This is a genomic window from Paenibacillus sp. strain BS8-2, from assembly GCF_054483835.1.
This window is the reverse complement of record NZ_CM137010.1, coordinates 2,460,693-2,483,764: the sequence shown is the minus strand read 5'-3', so window position 1 is coordinate 2,483,764 and position 23,072 is coordinate 2,460,693. Positions and strand designations below refer to the sequence as shown.

18 protein-coding genes are annotated in these 23,072 nt (G+C 48.5%); 1 reads left to right on the top strand and 17 read right to left on the bottom strand.

Annotated elements, in window-relative coordinates; genetic code table 11:
- Positions 1-174 precede the first annotated feature (174 nt).
- The 15 genes from ACX1C1_RS10900 to ACX1C1_RS10830 all read right to left on the bottom strand — a co-directional run bounded on the left by ACX1C1_RS10900 (position 175) and on the right by ACX1C1_RS10830 (position 19,966).
- Positions 175-2,778 carry a LuxR C-terminal-related transcriptional regulator gene (locus ACX1C1_RS10900; protein ID WP_458957094.1) on the bottom strand — a complete coding sequence of 868 codons (2,604 nt, stop codon included), beginning with the start codon at positions 2,776-2,778 and terminating at the stop codon, positions 175-177.
- Between the two features lie 230 nt (positions 2,779-3,008).
- Complete coding sequence (locus ACX1C1_RS10895) at positions 3,009-3,404, bottom strand: hypothetical protein (protein ID WP_458957093.1); 396 nt, start codon at positions 3,402-3,404, stop codon at positions 3,009-3,011.
- A 15-nt stretch (positions 3,405-3,419) separates the two neighbouring features.
- Complete coding sequence (locus ACX1C1_RS10890; RefSeq protein ID WP_458957658.1) at positions 3,420-5,177, bottom strand: ABC transporter ATP-binding protein; 1,758 nt, start codon at positions 5,175-5,177, stop codon at positions 3,420-3,422.
- Positions 5,177-6,985 carry an ABC transporter ATP-binding protein gene (locus ACX1C1_RS10885; RefSeq protein WP_458957092.1) on the bottom strand — a complete coding sequence of 603 codons (1,809 nt, stop codon included), beginning with the start codon at positions 6,983-6,985 and terminating at the stop codon, positions 5,177-5,179. The genes ACX1C1_RS10890 and ACX1C1_RS10885 overlap by 1 nt, the downstream gene beginning before the upstream one ends.
- Positions 6,986-7,031: 46 nt before the next feature.
- The gene (locus ACX1C1_RS10880) at positions 7,032-7,985 is read right to left on the bottom strand and encodes an ABC transporter substrate-binding protein (protein WP_458957091.1); all 954 of its coding nucleotides are present in this window, start codon (positions 7,983-7,985) and stop codon (positions 7,032-7,034) included.
- A gap of 116 nt (positions 7,986-8,101) precedes the next feature.
- Positions 8,102-9,082 (bottom strand): helix-turn-helix transcriptional regulator, encoded by a 981-nt coding sequence (locus ACX1C1_RS10875; protein WP_458957090.1) that lies wholly within the window; start codon positions 9,080-9,082, stop codon positions 8,102-8,104.
- Between the two features lie 199 nt (positions 9,083-9,281).
- Positions 9,282-10,019, bottom strand: coding sequence for a tyrosine-protein phosphatase (locus ACX1C1_RS10870; RefSeq protein ID WP_458957089.1), 738 nt, complete (start codon positions 10,017-10,019; stop codon positions 9,282-9,284).
- On the bottom strand, positions 10,019-10,855 hold the full coding sequence (locus ACX1C1_RS10865) for a carbohydrate ABC transporter permease (protein ID WP_458957088.1): 837 nt from the start codon (positions 10,853-10,855) through the stop codon (positions 10,019-10,021). The genes ACX1C1_RS10870 and ACX1C1_RS10865 overlap by 1 nt, the downstream gene beginning before the upstream one ends.
- 18 nt (positions 10,856-10,873) lie before the next feature.
- Positions 10,874-11,839 carry a carbohydrate ABC transporter permease gene (locus ACX1C1_RS10860; protein ID WP_458957087.1) on the bottom strand — a complete coding sequence of 322 codons (966 nt, stop codon included), beginning with the start codon at positions 11,837-11,839 and terminating at the stop codon, positions 10,874-10,876.
- Positions 11,836-13,212: an ABC transporter substrate-binding protein gene (locus ACX1C1_RS10855; RefSeq protein ID WP_458957086.1), complete on the bottom strand. Its 1,377-nt coding sequence runs from the start codon at positions 13,210-13,212 to the stop codon at positions 11,836-11,838. Before ACX1C1_RS10855 ends, ACX1C1_RS10860 begins: the two co-directional genes overlap by 4 nt.
- Before the next feature lie 79 nt (positions 13,213-13,291).
- A complete protein-coding gene (locus ACX1C1_RS10850) occupies positions 13,292-14,116 on the bottom strand; it encodes a metallophosphoesterase (RefSeq protein WP_458957085.1) in 825 nt (274 codons plus the stop codon).
- Entirely contained in the window at positions 14,113-15,114 is a 1,002-nt protein-coding gene (locus ACX1C1_RS10845) for a metallophosphoesterase family protein (protein WP_458957084.1), read from the bottom strand. Before ACX1C1_RS10845 ends, ACX1C1_RS10850 begins: the two co-directional genes overlap by 4 nt.
- A 257-nt stretch (positions 15,115-15,371) precedes the next feature.
- The gene (locus tag ACX1C1_RS10840; RefSeq protein WP_458957083.1) at positions 15,372-16,019 is read right to left on the bottom strand and encodes a GntR family transcriptional regulator; all 648 of its coding nucleotides are present in this window, start codon (positions 16,017-16,019) and stop codon (positions 15,372-15,374) included.
- A 295-nt stretch (positions 16,020-16,314) separates the two neighbouring features.
- Positions 16,315-16,983 (bottom strand): DNA alkylation repair protein, encoded by a 669-nt coding sequence (locus ACX1C1_RS10835; protein ID WP_458957082.1) that lies wholly within the window; start codon positions 16,981-16,983, stop codon positions 16,315-16,317.
- Positions 16,984-17,065: 82 nt separating this feature from the next.
- Positions 17,066-19,966 carry a S8 family serine peptidase gene (locus ACX1C1_RS10830; protein ID WP_458957081.1) on the bottom strand — a complete coding sequence of 967 codons (2,901 nt, stop codon included), beginning with the start codon at positions 19,964-19,966 and terminating at the stop codon, positions 17,066-17,068.
- 914 nt (positions 19,967-20,880) lie between these two features.
- Between ACX1C1_RS10830 and ACX1C1_RS10825 the strand changes: the two genes are divergently transcribed.
- Positions 20,881-21,795 carry an immunoglobulin-like domain-containing protein gene (locus ACX1C1_RS10825; RefSeq protein ID WP_458957080.1) on the top strand — a complete coding sequence of 305 codons (915 nt, stop codon included), beginning with the start codon at positions 20,881-20,883 and terminating at the stop codon, positions 21,793-21,795.
- Positions 21,796-22,060: 265 nt separating this feature from the next.
- Here ACX1C1_RS10825 and ACX1C1_RS10820 read toward each other — a convergent pair whose 3' ends face one another.
- Together ACX1C1_RS10820 and ACX1C1_RS10815 are read right to left on the bottom strand one after the other, a co-directional pair.
- Positions 22,061-22,474 (bottom strand): DUF1801 domain-containing protein, encoded by a 414-nt coding sequence (locus ACX1C1_RS10820; protein ID WP_458957079.1) that lies wholly within the window; start codon positions 22,472-22,474, stop codon positions 22,061-22,063.
- 11 nt (positions 22,475-22,485) lie between these two features.
- Positions 22,486-23,067, bottom strand: coding sequence for a GyrI-like domain-containing protein (locus ACX1C1_RS10815; RefSeq protein WP_458957078.1), 582 nt, complete (start codon positions 23,065-23,067; stop codon positions 22,486-22,488).
- Positions 23,068-23,072 lie beyond the last annotated feature (5 nt).

Below are 23,072 nucleotides of genomic sequence, written 5' to 3'. Positions count from 1 at the left end.
TGCCCCCCCAATTGGATATACCAATCATAATTTTATAAAAAAGGCGATATGTACACATCTATAGAAAGTTATAGATTGGCAAAAAAACACCTTATTTGTCGAAAGAAACCTCACTCTTGACGCAAAAAAAGGCATGACTCTCTCGAAGAAGAGTCCATGCCTCATCGCTTACATTTAGTCAAACCATCGAAGCTCCCTTGCCTTGTTGATCGCTTGTACTCTCGTACGAACGTTCAGCTTCTCGTAGATATTGTTGGCATGACTCTTAACGGTTCCTTCCGTAATATCCCGATCCATAGCAATCTGCTTGTTGGACATCCCTTCTGCCATGAGCAAGACGATTTCCTTCTCGCGATTCGTCAGCCGTTCGATCTGCCGCTTTGTTATAGGCTGTGCCGCTTTCGGAATTGGCACTTCCATCTCCTGCTCTGCAGGCTGCAAAGCCAGTAGGAGACTACTCGCATAGTCCAGCAGCACAGCATCCTTGGTAGGTGAGTGGTTGCTTCGCCGCTCGTCCAGATATACGGCTAACATCTCCGCCATAACGCCGCCTTCGTCCACGAAGCTGCGAACGAACCTTTGCGGCCAAGCTAGGCGAAGAGCGTCTTCCAGCACATCCATCGCCGTTTTCCTTTGCCCAGTGCGATAATGCGTCACACTTTGCAGAATAACCATTCTGATGACATCCCGAAGACGGTCCTCCCTCCGGAAGAGCTCCGAGAGCCTTCCAGACAACAGCAACGCCTCATCCGTTCGCCCGCATGCGGCGAGCACTCTGGCAAAAGCCGCGTATTCGGTTGTCCCGTTCAACGATAATTCGTCCGACGTGGTCATGCCGCAGCGCTCCAGCCAATCTGCCGCCTCACGCAAGGAGCCTTGCCGTATGGCTAGGCAAGCTTGCTCCGCTTCGATTTTGCTCAGAAAAAGCACATAATCCGGAGATTCAATCCGCACCTTCAGCAGTTCCAGCAGCTCTGCGGCACGTCCAGAGTGACCCAATGCTTGCTGGATCCGCGAAGCGCTGACGTACATTTGCAGCATGCTGCGCGTATTCGGGGGCACTACATAGGGAAGAAGTACATGGCTGATGCAGCGCTCTGCTTCCTCCAGCCGATTCCATTCATACAGCAGCTTGCTGTAGGAAGCTTGAAGACGTCCGACAAAAGGATGCTCCTTTTTGTTACTCCATCGATTGATCCATTTCAACAAAAACTCGGCGGCGCCATGATAGTCGTTAATGAACGACAAATGATCATCGAACTCCTCATAGCCGTTATACCGGTTGTCCCCAATATTTTGCAAGAAGCTGCCTTCCGGCGCAAATCGCTCAACCAGCTCAAAGTATTCGGTAACCTTAGTGAGATCCTTTTTGAAATAACTCGAAGTCGCGCATAGGTAGTAGAAGTTGCCCATAAGCTCTTTCCACTCCGCTTCTTCCATCGTTGCTCGCAACGCTTCATAACGGGCTTTGGCCTCCTCGATCTTGACCGAGGCTTTGTCCCACTGCCGGATTCCGATCAGAAGAAGCAGATAGAACATTTCGACCATGGGACGCTTAGCCAGGAAGCTCTCCGGCATCTGCAGGATCCACCTGCTAAGCGCAGCAAATTTCTTATGCAAAAAAGCTTGCAGATTGTTTTCGATGACCCGAACAACGTCATCATACTGCTTTCCTTGCAGATAATGTTCGGCCGCTTCTTCTTCGAAGCCGTGGTTCTCCAGCCAGCGAGCCGCATGGACATGTGTTTGTTCCCAGTGCTTCGGCTTTGTTTGAAGGAACATACGACGCATAAAATCAGACATGAGGTGGTGATAACGGTACCACCGCCTTTGGTCGTCCAATGGAGTAATAAATAAGTTCAACTGTTCCAATCGCTCCAGCTGTTCCTGAGCGTTCGACTTTCCCGTCACAGCTTCACACAAGGAATGATCGAAACGGGATAAGATGGAGGTTTGAAGCATGAATGCTCGGAGATCCTCCTCCAAATGAAGATATACCTCTTCCAGCAGATAGTCGGAAATGCGATATTGGTGACCGCCGAATTGTCGGATAGTTGCTGCGATATTGTCACTCTGCTTCAGAGAGATGGCCGCGAGCTGAAGTCCGCTGATCCACCCTTCCGTCTGCTTATGCAGCTCTGAGAGCTGTTCTCTAGTCAGTGTTAAACCTGCCGTTTCCCGGAAGAATGCTAGCTCTTCTTCAGGACGAAACTGCATATCCTGAACCGTAATCAGCCACATTTCTCCTTTGGCCTGCAGTCTTGCGAATGGGATAGGCGGATCGGTACGGCTAGCGATGTACAAATGAATATGAGATGGCAAATAGTCTATCAAATAATGAAAGGAATTCTGTATCGCAGGCAGCTCGATACAATGAAAGTCGTCCAGTACGATCACGAGCTCGCCGGGCAGACGATTCAATTCGTTCAGGATGGCTGCAACCGCAGGCTCTGGACATACGAATGATGCCGTCGTCCCCTTACCTATAAGCGGCAAAACCTTCTGCGCGAAGCCAGGCGCCTTATCCTCGATGGAAGAGATCATATAGGTCCAGAACGACAACCATTCATCATCCCCCTTATCCAGCGATACCCAGGCTACTGGAGCGCCGCTCTCTCTGGCCCACTCGCTTAATAGTGTTGTCTTGCCGTAACCTGCCGATGCGGAGATCCATGTCAGCTTGGTATGAAGTCCCTCATCAAGCTTCTGTATCAACCTCGGCCTTGGCACAGAGGCATGTCGTTTATGTGGGATGTAAAGTTTCGTCTGTACAATCAATGGAAACCCTCCATAATCAGGACTGATTTCTTTTTCTCTTCATGGCTAAATTCGACAAAATTCTCTATAATCCTTCATTTATAGGGCTAATCTATTACTTAAGTCCTACAAAAAAAGAACCGCTGATCTTCAAAATGAGTTTCGAAGAGGTTCATACCGCACAAAAAACAGAGCAGCAGCTTATTTCTAGCCGCGCTCTGTATTCTGCTTCATATTCGTTTGCTTAAGAATTATGATTTCATCGCTAAATGCTTATTCAACCATACTTCCGCTTCGCCAACTTGCCCAAAAGCTTGACCTGGGCAGCCATACATTTTCTTAGTCGATACCGCTGTCACCGGCTTATACAGCAACAAGAGCTTAGTAGCGGGAAAAACAACAGCGATACCCGCGCAATAATCCGTGATCCTCCCCTTGTTCGCTTTGCACCAGTCCATATAATAACGAGCTGTCTCTTTATCCGGCCTTGAGGATTGCTCGGAGGGTTGGACTAGCACGATTCCAAAAGACGATTTGCGAGCGAGGTAGGATTCCCACTGACCAATATAGGCATCAACATCTGCCCGACCGAATGTTTCCCCCATCTCAATTTGGACAAGCGGCCAATTGCGGTCCGTGAATTTCATTGCTGTGAACTCCCTTCAATGATCAACTGCCTTATATAAAGATGAAATCTTCCAACCCTCGGCTTGCTGCTGTAGCCTCCATAATCGTGCGTATACCTTGTCGCTCGCTAGCAGCTCGTCATGCTGTCCCTGCTCTTCGACCGTATTCTTATCCAACACGATAATGTTCGTGGCATTCTTTATCGTTTTCAACCGATGAGCAATTGCAATAACCGTTCTTCCGTTAACTAACCGACTAATCGCCTGTTGAATTTGCTGCTCATTCTCTGGGTCCAACGAAGCCGTCGCTTCATCCAGCAGCACGATCGGAGCATCCTTGAGAATGGCTTGGGCAATCGATATACGCTGCTTCTCACCGCCCGACAACGTGCTTCCGCCCTCGCCAACCAAGGTTTCGTATCCGTTCGGGAGCTTCATAATAAAATCATGGCAGCATGCCTGCTTCGCCGCCTCCTCGATCTCCTGCTGTGTGGCCCCGCTTCTCCCGATGCGAATATTGTTCGCAATCGTATCCTGGAATAGATAGACATCCTGGAACACCATGGACACCTTCTGAAGCAAAGCATCCGGGTCCATTTCCTTCACATCCTCCCCGCCTAACAGCACTCTGCCTTGATCGGGATCATAGAACCGTGTAATGAGACGCAGGATGGTCGTCTTGCCGCTTCCGGACGGTCCAACTAGCGCGGTGAATGAACCAACAGGCATACGTACATTGATCTTTTTCAGCACCTCTTTGCTTTGATAGCCAAAGGAAACATCCTTGAACACAATATCATGAGCATTCGGGGGCTGTTTGTCTCCCGGCATGATCGGCTGCTCCATTAACGCTACGATCCGTTCTCCAGCCTGCTCGTTATATTTGAAGTTTGCATAGTTAACCAGCGCGCTCGTTAGCGGATCGAATATGCGCGTCCCGATCAGCAGGAACGTAAGAAGCACAAGCAGATCAAGGGTACCGCCAAGCAGCAATTGCACTCCGACCATGATCATGACGGTCAGTCCTGCACGGATAATAGCGATTGCGCTAATAACGATAGGTCCAAGCCTCCCCTCAATGCGGATGCTATGTTTCATCAGCTCCTTAAAGGAGCCTTCCAGCCGACTGAACTTCTCTCCGGTCAAATGATACGACTTGATAACCCGAATCCCGTTCAAATATTCTTGCAAACGATTGACCGCATTAAGCTTTGCCCGCATATGATCAGCGCCAAGCTTCCGCTGAATACCCGAAGTAAGCATTAGGAGCAGTACACCAATAGGGAATGCAACGAACAATGCCAACGCCATGCGCCAATCCAGCCAAGCTAATCCTGCCAGCGCAATCAACGGCATCACTAATGCGCCGAACATTTGCGGTACGAGGTGGGAAATCCCATGCTCGACTAACGTAAAGTCTCCCATCATCATACTGGCCAGGTCTCCCGGATCTCGTTTATTGAGAAAGCCTAATGGCAATCTGCGCAAATGCTCCGCAAGCCGAGCTCTTCCCGAAGCTGCTGCTTCGAATGCGCTTCGGTACTGTGCCCGAAAGGCCAGTCGTTCCAGGGCGAAGGACAACAGCAAGGAGGCTCCCATCCCACCGCATACCCACCACAGCCCAGCGGTATTTAGCGGTGTTCCCGGATGAAGAAATGGCTCGAATATGAATTGCGCCGCCAGCACTAATAAGGCGAATGGCAGGATGCCAGCAAGATTGGCAAACGACGTATACATGACCGGCTTAATCAGCATTCGTGGATTTCCCCCGGTAATATTGCGCAGCATTCTCATCATCTCTTCACTTCCTCTCGGTTGCTTAGAGCCATCTCCCATTGATCCGCATCCGTGTAGGCTCGCCACATTCTGGCATACAACCCGTTAAGCGCAAGCAGAGCTTGATGCTTCCCGGACTCTAGCAGCATTCCTTCGTTGAATACAAGGATTTGATTGGCGTCGGTAATAGTCTGCAGTCGATGGGCAATGACCAGCACCGTCTTACCTCTCATTAATTCCCCAATAGCAAGCTGCATTTCGTATTCATTCTCAGGATCAGCGAAGGCCGTAGCTTCGTCTAGCACCAGAATCGGACTATTCTTCAGAATCGCACGCGCAACGGCAATCCGTTGCTCTTCGCCACCGGATAAGTACACGCCGCCTTCCCCGATTAATGTTTCATAGCCATTCGGAAGCGCACTAATGAACCCATGGCATTGCGCTGCCCGCGCAGCTGCGATGACCTCTTCTTGAGAAGCATCCGGTCTACCTACGGCAATATTATGGTAGACCGAGTCATAGAACAGGAAGGTGTCTTGGAAGACAAAGGCTACCGTATTCATCAGCTCGTCAGTGGCAATGTCTCTCACATCCACTCCGCCAATCCGAATCGCCCCCTCTTGCACATCCCAGAAACGAGGAACGAGATTCGCAATAGTCGATTTTCCGGCGCCAGAAGGACCAACCATCGCAGTAACCTCCCCTTGTCTGGCGATAAACGATACAGCTGACAACGCTTTGCGATCGCTGCCTTCACCATCATAAGAAAAGGTAACTCCATCGAACGTCACTTCATATTGCTTAGGCTTCTGTGGCTTCGCCGCTTCCGCAACCGGCTGCTCGGCGAAAATCAGATCAATCCGTTTCACACCTTCATCAATATCGCGAATGGATGACAGCAAATGCATAATCTTATACATCGGAGCGGATATTCCGGGTGCCATAATCAAGAAGAAAAGCAATACAGATGCGAAAGCGATACTATCCGTATCGCGGCTTAGGAGAAAAACGCCGACAGGCAGGACGAAGGTCGCAATGGAACCAAGTACGATTTTGAATAGCAAATAGCCGTTCTGAAATTGATCGGTATTTTTGATGCAATAATCACGATAATCGACCATGTCGGCATAAAATTTCCGAAACGAATAAACCGATTGACCAAAAACTTTAACCGACGGCATGCCTCTTACATACTGCACGGCAGAGCTGTTCATCCGCTCTAAGGAATCATAGTACTTCTTGATGTTCTCCCCTCTCTCCGGCCCGCTAGTCATCATGATCTGCAGCACGAAGCCAAGCACATTCGGCACCATACAAGCGAGCGCGAGCCATACATTCAAATAGAGCATCACGCCGATCATAAGTACGACTTTAACCAATACCTGAATGAGATCGGGCAATTGATGAGCGATGAAGCTTTCTATTTTCTCGACGTTCTGCTCGAGCGTCTTCTTAACGGCACCTGTCGAGGTGCGATTGAGCCATCCGAGCGGAAGCTTGCCAATTCTCTCCGATAGCTTCACCCGCAAGCCGTACAATATGCGGAACGCCGCGATATGAGCCGTTAAGCCGCTGATGTACAGTAATAATAAAGCCGCAAGCATGGCAATAAGAGCGATAATCCCCCAGCGAATCATCAGTCCCTTGTCGACCTGGGTTAAATCAGCGGCATGAACTAATAATTCGCGCAGAATCATATAGACAGCTGTGTAAGGGACTAGCATCGCGACGGCGCTAATTGCTCCTGATAAACCTGCAGCAACAAGCAAACCGCGTTTCTCTCCGGCAATTTGCATCAATCGGGCGATACCTGTTTGCCGAGCCATCGACAACACTCCTTCTCTTGTCTGATCCAGGGTTCCTCCATCAAAGTTACGGTGTCCCTACAATTAGCTCGTAAAAGGTATCCAGTAGCTTCAGCTTACCTGACGTTGTGAAGGCCTCTGCATATTGCACCTCATTGGCCAAGCGATAAACATTGCCGTTACGCACAGCCTTCAAGCTTTTCCACACATCGCTGTTATCCAGTTCATCTACGATTAAGTCGGAGTAGAGCAAAATAATATGATCAGGATCAATCGTCGTAATACCCTCTAGCTGAATGCTGGTTCCCCAGCCCTCTTTCGGCGTTCCTTCAGCGATTGGCAATTTAACATCATTAAACAAAATATCGCCAACGCCTGCATTGGCGTAAATACGGTAGCCCATTGGACCTGTTTCGATCACGCCAAACGTTTCATCCTTCGTCTTGGCAACAATTTGATCATGCAGATCCGCAGCCTTTGCGTCGTATGCCGCAAACCATTTCTCTACGTCTGCTTCCCGATTGAAGATTTCTCCGATATGCTGGAACCTTACACGCCAATCGGTCGATAAAGCATCATCCTTCACAACAACTGTCGGAGCGATCTTGGCTACCTGCTCATTGATCGTGGCTTGGCGGCTGTTCGTTAGAATTAAGTCTGGATTAACCGAAGCCAGCTTCTCCAAATTAACTTTGCCTTCTATATAGTAGCCAACAGGGATCGCATCCTTGTTCAGTTGCTCTAGAATGATCGAATCAATCTGATTGTTGTCTTGTGGATTCGTATTTGCCGTCGCTACCGGCTGAATGTTAAGAATCAACAGCTCTGCCGTTGATCCAGAAATATCGGCAATGCGCAGCGGCTTGTTCGGAATGGTAATTGTTGCCCCGGTGGCATCCACCACATCTCGGGTTGCCGCTTCTTCCGCTGCGTTCCCATTGCCGTTGTTTACCGCGCATCCTGTCACCAATGCCATAACCACAATAAGTATTGTCATTACATATAACCTGCGTCTGTTCACTTGCTTCTCTCCTCTGATTTTTGCTTTTTGAATGATATTCATTCTCAATGAAAAGAATAACAAAAATCCGCCTCGGTTCGCTAACCGCAGACGGATAAAATTAACGTTATAAGGATTTATTCATACACGCGCATCCAATCACTTGGATTCATGCCATATTTTTGGCGGAAAGCCGTGCTGAAATGACTGAGATTCGAATAGCCGATCGTCCATGCGACTTGACTTACATTCCATTTACCTTCACGCAGCAGCTCCAATGCCCGCTCCATTCGCGCCTCGCGCAATACGCCGAATACCGTGTTGCCAAACAACTCCTTAAAGCCCCTCTTCAGTTTAAAATCATTAATCCCTACTATCTGAGCAAGCTCCAGCAAGGTAGGCGGTTTATCCATCCGATCCAATAAAATGCTCTTCGCTTGCTTAAGCCTTTCGATATCCCCCTTGCGTAATCCTGTCTTCTGCTTTCGGGTGACTAAGTCATGCATGAACATGGAGAATAGCTCCATTACTTTGCCTTCCATATATAAATTTTGCAACGCGCCATGATAGCGGCATTGCTGCATTTGCCCAATAATTTTGTTCATATCCGCATTCATTTGACCCTGATAGCTCTTGAAATGATCCGTTCCCAGAAAATGAGCATAGTTAAGCTCAGAATGGCCTTCGCCATGCATACCCATATAGCTGTCGAACATGGAGCTCGTCATCGTAATACTGCTGGAACGATAATGCTGATCGGGTGTGAACAGCGTCTCCACCTCTAACGTCTTAATAAAGGAGAGCGTGATCTGCTCAGGCAGAATCGACAGAGAGCTGCCATTAACGAGAGATTCCGTCACGCCTTGCGAGCAAACATTCAGCTCGATTACTGGCGCATTCGAGATATGCCGCTCGGTTCTTCTGGTATGTACCTGCCAATCGGAGGTGCAGTATCTCAATCCCGGCTGCAGCTTCTGAGTCGTAAAGCGTCCTCGCCCGATTTCATTAGAGAGCAGCATGAAATTTTCATTGGACAACGGGTTCCCCGCCTCCGTGGTTACTAACCCCCGGAGTTCACGATAACCGTCATGAAATTGTTCGAACTCGCTCTTCTGCATCGTCGCATCCCCCTGATATTTCAACAGATAATTGATAATAATTATCACTGAAATCTATTATAAACAAAACGCTGCGAGAATACAGTCTTCTAGTGAAATTCCAGAAAAAAACATCATCCTGTTGGCTCGTTCTCAGCCAACAAGATGATGTTTTCCTCAACACCTATATCGATACTTGCCGTCTTTTCACCGCCGATGCTTACGCATGCAGCAGCTTACGTTTAATCGAAGTCACCGCTTCGGCGCTTAAGCCGATATGAGCCAAATAGCTCTCCGCTCCGCCGAACTTGGCATGCAGGTGGTCGAGCATCTGCTCCATGTTGCTCGGCGCGCTGCCTAGGAACAGCTCGTAGGTCTCCGCCGGAACCTGCTCCGGACGGTCCCCGCGCAGCTCATGCATGATCGGCGCGAGATTGATCTCGGTCTCCGCGTAATCCGCTACGATCACCGAGCGCTCTACTCCCGCCAAGTCCAGCAGCAGCGCCGCAACCACGCCGGTGCGGTCTTTGCCCGCCGTGCAATGGAACAGCACGCTTCCCTCTGCTTGCGAGATTAATGCAAAAACTTCCTGAAGCAACGGACCACATTCATCCAGCATGTTGACATACATGTCGCCTAAGCTGCGAATATTGACTCTCGTTGTTGTTGCCGGATTAATCAAGCTAATATTGTAATAGCTGGCCCGCTCCGAGCTCTCGAACACGTTGCGTTTGGCTGCCAGCTCCATCGCATGACGCAAATCGATAATCATCGTTACGCCAGATGCGATGATGGTATCCTGATCGCTCTCCGTCAGGCGATGCAGTCCGTCGGCACGCAGGAAGCGACCCTTTTGAATAGTAAGTCCTTCGCCCGCCTCATAACCGCCGATATCTCTTACATTACATGCTCCGTCCAGCTTCAGAAGACGTATATGATTTTCGGTAGACATAGTCATTATTTGAGCCCGCCCTTTACAAAGGAATCGATAATTTGCCGTTGTAGAATAAGATAAATGATAAGAACAGGCAGACTTGCGATCGTCGTGGCTGCCATCAGCGCTCCCCACATATTGCCCTCTGACGAGATAAACATTTGCAATCCCTTTTGAATCGTCGTATTCTCAAGCTTCGTTGTGACAAGGAGCGGCCAGAAATAATCGTTCCAGGAGGTGATGAACAACAATATACCGATGGAAGCGACTGCAGCCTTCAAATTCGGCAATATCGTGCGCCATAACACGCCCCAGTCGGATGCCCCGTCCAGTCTCGCTGCCTCGATCAACGTTTTGGGATACGATTTGAATGCATTATATAGTTGCAGTACTGCGAATGCCGATGCAATATTAGGTACGATCAGCCCCGCCAAATGATCTCGCCACCCAAAACCGCTAATGGCTACATAGTTCGGGATCATAATGACCTGGAACGGCACCAGCCAGGTTAACGCAATTAACCCGTATATCAAGCTGCTGCCTTTAAACTCCCAACGCGTAAACGCATAAGCCGCCAGTATGCTCGTCCCAAGCTGCAGCACCGTTTGAAGAATGGCTACAAGCATGGAGTTCGCCAGCATACGATCCATCGGAATCGCGTTCCACGCCTGCACATAGTTGTCAAACGTAATGCGAAGCGGAACCAAGCTGGAGGAGAACACGTCGCTCTCCGGCTTGAGAGAGGTTGCAATCATCCAATAAATCGGGAATACTGCGAGAAGCGCGAGTGCAATCAATAACGTATGTTTTGCCCCTGCAGCCGCATAGGAGCCCGCTTTGCGTTGGATCAGCTTTTCCATTTCTGTTGCCCCTCCTTTCTAGTTGTCGAAGAACGACAGCTTCATCGTTAATCTCATAAATAACCATGCGAGTACGCCGAATCCAAGGAAAAAAACAACGGCCGCAGCTGAGCTCGCCCCGATGTTAAACGACTGGAAGCCGTATGTCCAAAGCAAGTAATAAATGTTTGTAGTCGTATTAAACGGGCCGCCTTGCGTAAGCACATTAATATACGAGAAGCTCCACTCGGATGCGAACAGCGTGCTCATCATAGCCATGAACAGGATCGTCGGAGACAATAACGGCAATATAATATGCCAGATGATCTGGAACCAGTTGGCGCGGTCGATCTTCGCAGCTTCGATATATTCTTTGTTAATGCCTGTGAGCGCCGCCGAAAAGATAAGCGTACTGAAGCCAATCAGCTTCCATCCGGTAATAAAGGTGATCGACCAAATCGCCCAGCTCTCATCTGTAAAAAACCGTATAGGCTCGGATAGATGGAACCAATCGACGAGCGTGTGGTTCAAGATGCCATTGGTTGGATGCATAATCCAGCGCCATACGGACGAGACGGCTACAGGCGCCATAATCATGGGCAAAAAGATCAGCGCCCGATAGAAGCCGCTTGCCCTTTTGCCGATATTATCGGTTGCGATTGCAATAATAAGCGGAATAATCAACGCGAACGGAATGACGCCCAGCGTGTAGATTAACGTATTCCACAGTGCAATGCCCATCTCCGGGAGTCCCGTCAAATTCGTGAAGTTATCAAAACCTACGAATTTCTTCGGTGATGTCGGAAGCAAATTCCATTGGTAGAAGCTTAGCTCAAACGTCTGCAGCAATGGCTTGTAAATCCAATAGCCGATTGAGATAAGCGCCGGCAGCAGATACATATAGGGCTTGACCCGGCCAAGCCGGAGCAGGAACGACCCCCGTTCCTTGCTCTTCGGCTTTGCTTTGGTGGCAGGCCGGGCTGCGCCTACCGCTTCGTAACTCATTGGACCAACGCCTGAGCGCGTTTTTGCGCATCCTGCATAATGGAAGCTACGTCACTATCGGTCACAATCGCTTTGGATACCGCATCATTTAAGATGGTTTCAATCTGCTTCCAATTCGCTCCCGGATACGATACCCATGGCTGCAGCGACTCGAGCTGCTCCAGATTCGGTTTGATAAGCGGGTTCTCATCGACCCATGCCTTCAAGTAGTTCGGGTCGTCTACAATTGCCGGACGAAGCGGCAAGTAGCCGATCTCCGAAGTAATGATCGTATAACCGCGCTCGCTCGTCACAAACTTCAGAAACTCCCATGCCGCTTGCTGCTTCGCCTTATCGTCCGTAAGAACAAACAGGGCGCTGCCGGAGTTGATCGGCGTCGTAGGTTTGTCGCCAAACGAAGGCATCTTGGCTGTCATCAGCTCCCAGCCTCCCGCTTCGGAAGCGGCGACAAACGAGCTTTGCAGGGCGCTTGTGAAGAGCAGCATACCAAGCTTGCCTTGGGAGAATGCCTCCATGGCTTCACCATCGTTAAGCTTGCTGTTCGCCCCGCTCTTAATCAGGTCTTGCCACATCTCGACGGCTCCGATCGCTTCGGGTTCGCCGAACTGAATCGTCTTGCGATCCTCGGACAACACCTTGCCGCCGTTGCTGCCGATCAATGCCTGAATAATCCAGTCGGCGCCGACCGCTCCGCCTACATGTGCGCCGATCTCACCGGTTTTCTCGCCGATTTTCAAGCCGTACTCCTTCACTTGCTCCCATGTCGTTGGAGGTGCTGCCGGGTCCAGCCCCGCTTCTTCGAACAGCTTGGCATTGTAGAACAGTACCGGCGTACTGAATGTGAACGGCAGTCCGTACGTTTTGCCATTTAATTGACCAAGCTTCAAGCCGTTAGGCGAGAACCCTTCGAAGTTGCTTGCGAATTCATCGGCTGGCACAATATCCTCCAGCGGCTTGGCTCCGAAATTGTTGACGGCAAAATCAAGACCGTCGAATGTCAGCTGCGCGATATCCGGCGCCGTGCCCGCTACGATGTCGGCCTGTACCTTGGCGTTAATATCGGCCGAAGAAATCGGCACCGCATCGATCTTAATGTTAGGATTCGCCGCCTCAAATTCCTGGATCAACTTTTCCGTGCCCGGAATTTGGCTTGCGATGGCTAAGTTGTAGCTATAGAAGCTCAGCGTCACTTGCTCGTTTGATCCAACTTTTTCCCCATTTGAGGAATTGGATGCTGAGCCAGCCGCCGCTCCCGTGCCAGAGCCGCTAGTATTTACTGCATTCCCATCATTGCCTGAGTTACCGCAAGCCGCTGCCAATACGGACATTGCAACTAGTGTTGCCGCTGCAGCCTTTTTCTTAATAAATGCCATTAACGATCTCTCCTTATAGCCTACTGGCTATGAATATATAGATAGTTGAAACACCATCGGCAAGCTGGCAGCTTGTCCGTTAGGCATGCGCGTGAGCCGCATCCATTTTCCATTCGAAAATAATCGTTTGTTCGCCTGCCATCGGCATCGGATGAACAATCATCTGGCCGCTCTTCACAAGCACCAAATTGAACCCGCTATTGTCGATAAACTTCATGCTGTCATTGCTAGTCGGCTCGATGCCGAAAGCCACTCCCGTTGCCGCTGCGCTCGGCACGCCTTGGAAAACGCCGATATTATTGCAGTGAATATGGCCCGACAACAAACCGATCACGTCGCTGCCCGCGATAACCTTGGCAAGATCCTGCGGATTTTCGAGCAGATGGCTGTCCATAAGAGGCGTTATCGTCGGAAGTACGGGGTGATGGTGGACGATAATTGTACCTAACGGAGCTGGCGTTGACAGCACGCCGCTAAGCCAATCCAACTGCTCTCTGTCGAGTCGTCCCGCATTGGTGCCTGGTACTTGCGTATTGAGCACGACCATTCGCAGCCCGTCTTCCATAACTTCATAATAGTAAGACTCTTCGGATGGCTGATCTCCCAGATACCCTTCGCGGAAGCACGGACGGGAGTCGTGATTGCCAAGCGCAACATGGATCGGCACGCCTAACTTCATCTGCTCCTCGTCCAAGATTTGGCGGAGATGGCGGTAATCCGCAGTGTCGCCGTCCTGTGTCAGATCACCGCTGATGACGACAAAAGCCGGTTTTTGGGTCAGCTTGCCAAGCTCGGCGAACGCTTCACGCAGCTTCTTCGTCGCATCCATGGAGAACAGCGGGTTTTTATCCGGAACGTTAATGTGTGTATCTGTCAGATGAGCGAATAAGATTGGGTTTGTCATACTTTTGCCTCCTCGACATGCGCTTTGGGTTTGTACGCTCCAATGTCTTGCACGCCATCCAAATGAATCACCCGATAAGTTGGTTTGCCGTCACGAACGTTTACCCACACGAACAGGTTGTCGCATTCGGGTCCGTTGCCATGCCCATGTCCACCCGTTCTGCCAAGCTGGATGCGCTCGCCGTTTCCTTCAACCGAGTACTCCATTGCGTGCAGATGTCCGGCGAATACGGTATGCGGACGTCCGTCCAACATATTCATCAGCTTCGCGTAACGCTCATCCGTCGATTTCCAGCCCGGCTTGTGCATGCTGACGAAAGTCCACTTGGCGTCTCGGTTTTCCGCAAGCACTCGCTCAGCGAAAGCAAGCTGCTCCTCGCCGAACGCAAGGTCGATGCGACCCATTTCCTTCAACTGCTCAGGCGACATGCGGGTAATGATGTCCTGGACAAATGTTTTCATATGATCATCCGCGTGATCCGGATCATTTTGTACGTTGAATGTCGCTTTTTTGATAATATCCACAAATTCATCGGACAGCTCGGTTGGCGGATCCTCCGAATTCAACATCAAGAAGAGAGCGTCTCCCGCGCGGAATGCGTAATACTCGAAGCCTTTACGATCGCGCCATACATCCAGCATGACACGGTTGCCGTAATCATGGTTGCCGACGACATGGAAGAAAGGAAGTCCTGTCGCCTCGATTTTTGTATCGATATCATCCCATTCGGCCACAGCGTCCTCGGCGTTTCTCCAATACCCTTCGATCAGATCACCGACCGATACAACGAAGTCCGGCTTCAAGTCCGCAACAACCTCGAGCGCCTTCTCGAACACGCCTGCCGTAGCCATTCCGCAGCGGTCACCTAGTACCACAAACGAAAAATCTCCCGTTTCCAGCTCCGGCAGCTTGCCGAACCATGGACGCTTGTCCGTTTCGAATATAGCATCGTCATACCAAATTTCACCTGATTTGCGGTTCCCTTGAACGTTAGACATAACTTTCTCTCCTCTCGCTATTTAAACTTGACTGTTCTGCTTGCCTACTTGGGCGAATCTCTTGGCTTACTTTCTCTGTTCGAGTTCAGTATGCAGGTTGTATGTAAGTGGATTGTTATCATGGTCTAAATGATATGTAAAAGAGCATGTTCGTTTTTACAATACGTAAATAGGATGGATTCCATCGCCAAATGACTCCGACAAAACAGAAAAACCTTCCAATCCACTGCGTGGTGGATGGAAGGTTCCTTGTTTGACTAGATGACGCCGATCAGCATCAGCTTCTGCGTCGTATACTGATAGTTCTCTTCGATTGCCGCTTTCGCGGCATCATAATCGCTCAGCAGCAGCGCTTGATGGATTTTGACATTCATGACGCTCGCCCACTGAGGCTTCAGCTGCGGGAACTGCTTGCGGAACGTCACCATCCGGCAGATGAACTTGCCCCGATAGGAATCCAGCACTTTCAGCATATGATCATTGCCGCCAGCCTTCAGAATCGTCTCTATGCACATGAGCGAATTATTGTAATAGGCTAGAAAATCGCCCTCCTCGCGGGCAACATCCTGACGCTTCAAGTAAAACGCTAGCGCGTTCAGGTCAAAGCTAATCTCGATTTGCTTAGCCCGCTCCAGAACGAACAGCTGCATCGAAACGAGCACTTCAAGCATTTGGCTAAATTGGCGAAACGATATCTCTTTGACCAACACGCCTCTGCCCTTAAAGCTCTCGACAAGTCCTTCTTGCTCCAGCATCCCAATCGCGGCGCGAATCGGGGTCCGGCTCATGCCAAGCTCCCCGGCCAGCTCATTCTCGGACAGCAGAACGCCCGGCATCACATCAGCACGCACAATTCTGTCCTTAATAATCGTATAAGCATCTGTTTCCAGTGATGACGCTCGCATACTCCCCATTCCTTTTCAATTCATATGGCATACATGCTAGCAAATTCCTCCTCTAATAGACAGTAAAGTTATTGTAAATTTCCGTGCGATTGAACAAATATTAACTCCTTATGGACCCTGTATTTCTTGCCTCGACGCGAAGAAGTACATCGCCGTAGAAGCGATGTACTCCCGTTTAGATACTACGCTGTTGCTTAATCCTCTTCGGCATTCGGCATCCCCACTGGAGGCTGCAATGATGCTGTCCGCATACCACGCCGAATCGTTGACGTCGTCGTGCACGACTCAGTCTGTACTATGAGTTATTTCGCTTATTAACTTCCATCTCAATGAATTCCGGCAAATAATTGGGCGTACAGCCCCTTGATACCATGTCACCTTTATAAAGACCCGTTTTCTCGCCAATTCTAATACAACGTGCTCGATTCTCTTGATCATAAACGCCAATCCAGCCTGCGGTGAAATTCATAGCCCACTGAACTTCCGGTTCTTCCTGGGCAATATTAGCTTCAATTGCAGCAAGTAAATCTGCGGTGTTATCAGGGGGAGTTTGTCCGGTCCATCTCAATCGCGCTTGATAATACCAGAAAACTCTCCTTTGAAGAGCAGAAGAGCTGTTTTCCCATGACTCCATCCATGCAATTGTTTTCTTGTCTTTGGTGAGCTGGTTAGCCATTAGCCAATCCATTATGTTATTTCGCTCGTCAAATGTATGAATCTGCATGTCCTTATCCAGCTTATCCAGCACTTCTTGTGAAAGAAGTTTTTTGTCCATAATTAACGTCGCTAACAGTCTGGGCAGAACTTCTTCCGTTGACCAAAGCTCCATAGCTAGTTCGTGATCTACTTTAATGTCCTTCGCGATCTTACGTAAATCGCCTAGTTTAGTATTATTATTAATCTGCGATAGAATGTGTTCTGCTTTCGAAGAGCGTTTCATTTCCGCGCTTTTATTCTTATCCATTAGACACAGCTCCTTTATTACAGCATTCTTTCCTTGGCGCGATCTAATTACGATCGAGCGTCCGAGTGTCAGCATACCGTCTCTAATTATTAATATACACCGAATTGAGGACGGGGTCCCACAGAACATCTGCCCCGAATGCTTCGCCTACGAATCGCAATGGCACAAACGTCCTATCCCCTTTGAGTTGGGCCGTTACATCCAAATTCACCTTTTGCCCATTAACGATTGCAACGGATTGGTCGATTATCAACTCAATGTCGCGACCGTTGCCAAACGCGTTAATTTTTCTCGCGGATGGGTCCCACTTGATGCTTGCTCCAAGCGCTTCGAAGATTGCCCTGAAAGGCACAAGCACCCTGCCTAATTCGTTAACAGGCGGCTGCTCATAGGATTGCAGCTCGCCGTTCAGAAACACCCGTATATCATCGACCTCTTCGATCTCGATTTTACCGTCCCAAACGACCAACTCCAGCTGATACTGGGCTGTCCCGCCAATTCGATCCGAAGCTCGAATGAGTATGGGATGGGTTCCCAATTTATCGGCGTCGTAGTATAAAGTGTCGTTGTAAATGTAACCATGGGAAGTTTCATAATACAAAGAGTCCCCATCCGAATCTTTAAATAACGTATTTAAATCGAGTGATACCTTATTGTATTGAAGCACCTTCTGGCGATCAGTTGCCTTTATCGCTTGAGGCGGATGATTGTTTCCTGCATGATGAACGAATTCCCCATTTTTCACCGTTACTTTATGTTCATTATTTATTAAGGGATATTCCTCAGCAAACTCGGGATCGTACAAGTCATCCACGTACAAAATATACTGCCCATCCGGAACGTTGCCATGAAACCGGAAACCGTTCTGACTATCGATCGCGGTACGAATTTCCACTCCCCCCGACACCGGCTTTAGCACGGCTTCCGGATTCTCGAATGTAATCTCGGACAGCGGCTGCTCTAAAGCATTATAAAGAGCCGCTTGTCCGAATGTGGGCGAATAATTCAGTTCTTCAACGGTTGGCGGGCCGAACTGATAGAAGTAGTCTCGCGCATTGGCAATCAAAGAGTTTCCATAACGATCGTTTATATTCAGGAATCCGGAGAGCTGTTGCGTGTAATCTAGCTTCACGTTGACATTCAGTTCGCCGCCGAATCGAAACTCGTAGTTTTGGCCGTTGTCGATATGAATATCACGATACATGTATACATCTTTACTTACGATATATTGATTATTTTGATCATATTTTTTAATCGATCTTTGAAACAATACTCTATAGTTATTGGCAATTAAGTATGTGGCGTTCTTTCCTTCGTTCAACATAATGCCGCTAGTCAGATGTTCAACTATATTTAGCTGTTGGAAGCTGATAGATGCTTGATCATCATCAAATCTCCCCTGGCTGACACCATTGCCGGCTGGATTGATGCCCTTAGGTCCATATGTATTCACAATTGCGGAATTGGATTGATTAATGGAAAGTTTATTGGATCCGATTCCCGCCAAGACATAATCTCCCTGAAAACCATATGATCCCATGACAACCTGATGCATCCCGCGATCAATATAAAAGGTTGCGGCAGCTCCTAGTTCGTGAGTTTTCCCGCCTGTTGTAATGACTCGTTCTCCATCAATAGATGCAATAACAATCGAGCCATAGTAGCCATTGTACTCGCCTGGCAAGTTATTAGAGAATTCTACGCTCTGCAGATCTTCTGGCCGAAGAATGATCTTTCCTGGATTCAGCACCTCTCTAATGTAGACAGGCATTTCCAGATTGTCCATATCATTGACGACTGCAATGATTTTATCGTATTTCTGGCTCAAATCCTGAAAATCCAGATTCGTGCGCACGCGGCTGTAATTTTTTGTATAGAGCCATCCGAGCTCAAAACTAATGTTTTGTTTGATGCCATATAACTCGACATGAAAATTCTCCACTTTATTGTTGCTGAGGTCGAAGGCTTCAAAGTGTGTATTAAACGTGACAACTTGCACCGATTGTTGTTGATACGCCTTTCGCCCACCTTTATCTGTAATTTCTACCGATAAATCGTAGACTCCCTCAGAGATACCCTCGAGACTAATGCTTTCTGTCTGGAAGCCGTCGCTTCGAATAGGTTTGCTCGAGATAACGCGATCGCCTAATTTAATGATCGCTTGGTTGCCGATCAAGCCCTTCGAATAATATTTAACGGATATTTGATCGGCAAGAGCGAATGTGGTCAGTGGGCTGATTAGTTTAAACGTTTCTTCATCATGTACATAACCGCCCAACTGAACGATTCCTTCACCGAATGACCGATCCCAGCCTTGCAGTCCCAAATCGTCGCTATATCTGCGAATCGTGCGTTCCATCTCAGAAGGAGACAACGTAGGTGACTCTAACTTTATTAATGCCGCGGCCGCGGATATATGCGGAGCAGCCATAGATGTACCGTTTAGCGCACCATATTCGTTGTCTGGCAAAGAACTGACAATGTTAACGCCAGGTGCAGCGATATCTACCGAGTCCCCATAATTAGAGAAAGATGCCAGATCGTCTTCTTGATTGGATGCCGATACGACAATGATTTCCTGTTTCATAGCAGGGAAATAATGAATAGTATCCGTACTATCGTTCCCGGCAGCGGCTACAACCAGCACATTGTGGGAGAGGGCGTAGTCAATTGCTTTATCCATAAAGCCTGAGTACCCAATCCCACCTAAGCTTAGGTTAATGATATCGGCACCATGCTCAACAGCGTACACAATTCCTCGGGCAATCGTAAAGTCCTCCCCCGTACCATCGTCATCAAGTACCCGAATAGGCATAATTTTAACCTGTTCAGGTGTGCCGTCGACAACAATTCCGCTTACATGAGTTCCATGTATATGAGCAGATTGAGGATTAGCTTGATCCGCAACGAAGTCGTATCCGGGAACAACACGGCCTGACAACATGGGATGATTAACGTCGACACCGGAATCTACCACTGCCACGATAACATTATCTTTCGATTGAGATAGACCCCCCTGCATCTCAAGGAGCCCAGATCTCGTCGTGCCCCAGGATTTCGGATTTTCTCCTGCTTTTATGGCCGTGGCATGACGCAAGTAATTGGGCTGAACAACAATCAACTCTTTAGCATCGTGATAATATTCAAGAACGGGGCGCTTGTGCAAATCAATTGCCTTAGCTGGCAGTCTAAATCCACTATCCACGTCTAAAGGATTTTCGGGAAGTTGAGGGTAAATGTCTCGTAGGATTCGAAGACTCACTGCCTCATAGGTATAAGTGCTTTGATTCGAATTCAGAAACTTAACAATGACTTCTCCATTTGTCAAAGGAGTCGGGGTCAGATGAGAAGATTCATTGCTCCCACCTGATTCGCTAGAAGCGTAATTCCCTCCTATTATAGAGGTTAAAAGAAAAACAACGAGGATGCTGACTCCAAATTTGCGCACAATGCACACCTTCTTACTATAGATATTGGTAACTAGAGACACTATATTATATTAAATTCACCTTCGAATTATATCATTTCTTGGATATTTTTCATATAATTAAATAATTTTTGGGATAAATGGACGGTTATCCTGAATTGCGAAAGTAACACATAAGTGCTTACAGAGTGCGAGAGTTGACTCCTTATTGACTTCCACGATACTGAACTCAACGAAAAGAAGTTCATACTGATATACAGCTCTTGGCTCTTACTCTTCGCCAGTTGCTACAGGGTTCTGCGGGTTAGAAATCCAATCACTCAAGCTATCAGCTATGTTCTTGACTCTAACCATTTCCTATTAATTAGGTTTCCTTTACCTAATCAGAATCACTTCCGTTATTTACCACGAAACCTATTCTAGCTTCCTTCCGTCTTTAGAGTAACACACAAAGATTGCGAGCTGATCGTATGAAACAGATAGCTGCCACGCTCTTCATTGGGCTGTGCCTAACAGGCTGCGCCCCCGGTGGGAGCTCCATTCACAACCCGCACAACTTCGAGGAAACGCATGATGCTGAAGGCATTTCGCTGCAGTTGCAGCCGTCGCCAGAAGGCAACTATGAGCTCCAATGGCCGACCCGGGAAGTCTTCGAGAGAATCGGACAGCCCTACCAATCAGGCGACACGCTACGGGCGTTGTCCCCTAGTCAGTTCGATAACCATGCTCCCGAAATCACTTATGCCTTCCATTCCGCGCCGATGGAAGACCAGGGGCTCTACTTCCAGCAGTTCCCGACGAACCAAAAGATTCGAACCACGCTGACCGAGGTTGACGCGGATCTTAAACCCCTTGGCGATCTTGCGCCCAATGTACTTATGTTGTCGGCCGATCCTAGAAATAACAAGGATATCGTTCGCAAGTTTCCTTTTCGCATGGAGACCGTCATGCCCGAGACATCAGATGCGCTGTTTATCCTGCTTACCGAACTGGTTGATCAGGATGGTTCCGTATCGGACTCCATCGCGCAGGTCTTTTACATACCGGGCAAAGTCATCCATGCGGAGCTTTCAACGGATAAGCGAGTCTATTCGCCCGGCGATGAGCTGCAGTTGAAGACAGTTAACCATGGACCGACGAACCTGTCTCATCACGGGAAGTTGTATGATCTGGAGAAGCAAAACCCTGATGGCTGGGAGCGGATAAACGAACCTCCAACAGCAATGACGCTTGAGGTGTATTTACCGATTCCGGTCGGCGAATACACGCAAAACATTACGCTCCCCGAGGATCTTCAACCCGGGGCTTATCGGATCATCAAACGCGTAGGAGCGGATCTCACCCAATACAGAACGGATCTATCGGCTGCTTTCGAGATCCAATAGTAAGAGGTAATATCCAAATCGAGATTACCAATCTTCGGCCTATTAAGGCTCCTTGTTGACTCTGTGGCATAAAAAAACATCACCATGGCGCACAGGTACCATGGCGATGTTTTCGTGTTTTGCTTACGATTAAGCCTTACTAGGCTCTTCTTCTTCCCCCACCGCAACCGAATTACCCTCATACGAGATCCAATCGCACCAGCTGTCGATTATGCACTGAAAGTGGTTGCATTAAATCCATAAGTACACTCCTTATGTACCTTCATTACAATCCAAGCATTGGAAGTTGTTTTCGGGAATGATAAGTAAGAGACAATAAAATGCATTGTTTTAATTCAGCTATCGGTATTTCCTCGTTATCACCGAAAACAATTGCCCGATTGCCGTCAAAGGTGAATATATCACTAAAAACTTCCTTGAATGTAGCAACAAGCTTTGTGTTGCAGTTGAAATACATTGCATACTGCTGTGGAGTTGACTCTTTCCAAGCTATTCTAATCGTGCTTCCACGTTTTGCTGCATAGCTAGGCTCCCCCCATTTCAGGGTCTCTTCCAGTTGATCAAGGCCTTCTATTTCTAATGCTGTGTCCAGAATCAATTGGCGTAGAAACAACAATCTATGCTGTATATGGTTTGGATAATGCGCGAACACGGCTGCTACTTTAGCATTTTCGATCATTCCAATGATGATCAGTCCTTTATTGCGATATATATTTCCGCTTGCCCGTCGTTCGGATCGATATTAGGGCCATAATACTCAAAATCACCTGTGAATGCTCTGACATTACCAAGCTGCTTGGACCATTGCCAAATATCGGACCAAGCCCGTTGCACTACCTCAATAATCGGTCCTCGTTCCGTGACGAATACCGCGTATTTCGCAGAGGGAACTGTGAATGTAGATATGGGTTCAGGATAGTGGCCCTGCATATTGTCCCCGACATGTAAGCCGACCATCACTTCATATTGTCCGGCATCGCCTGCTTCATAATCGAAGTAACAGCTATAATGGCCCGGTTGTTGCTGGTGAGGGGCCAGTTGCTCGCCAATATGTTGTGAGTAGAATTGTTCAAACAATTTGCCAATTTTGCCTTCGCCGCTTAATTCGGCCGCATTTGTCGTAACGATGCTAATTCCTGCGAGCGTGAACGATGGACGCTCCTCGAAACGGGTAGGCTCGATTGTTATGCGATTTGTCTCGTCAGCGGGCAACGAACTTTCAGATGGAGTCGCATTGTTCAGTGCCATCGACTTGATTTCGTTCTGTTTCATCCTTC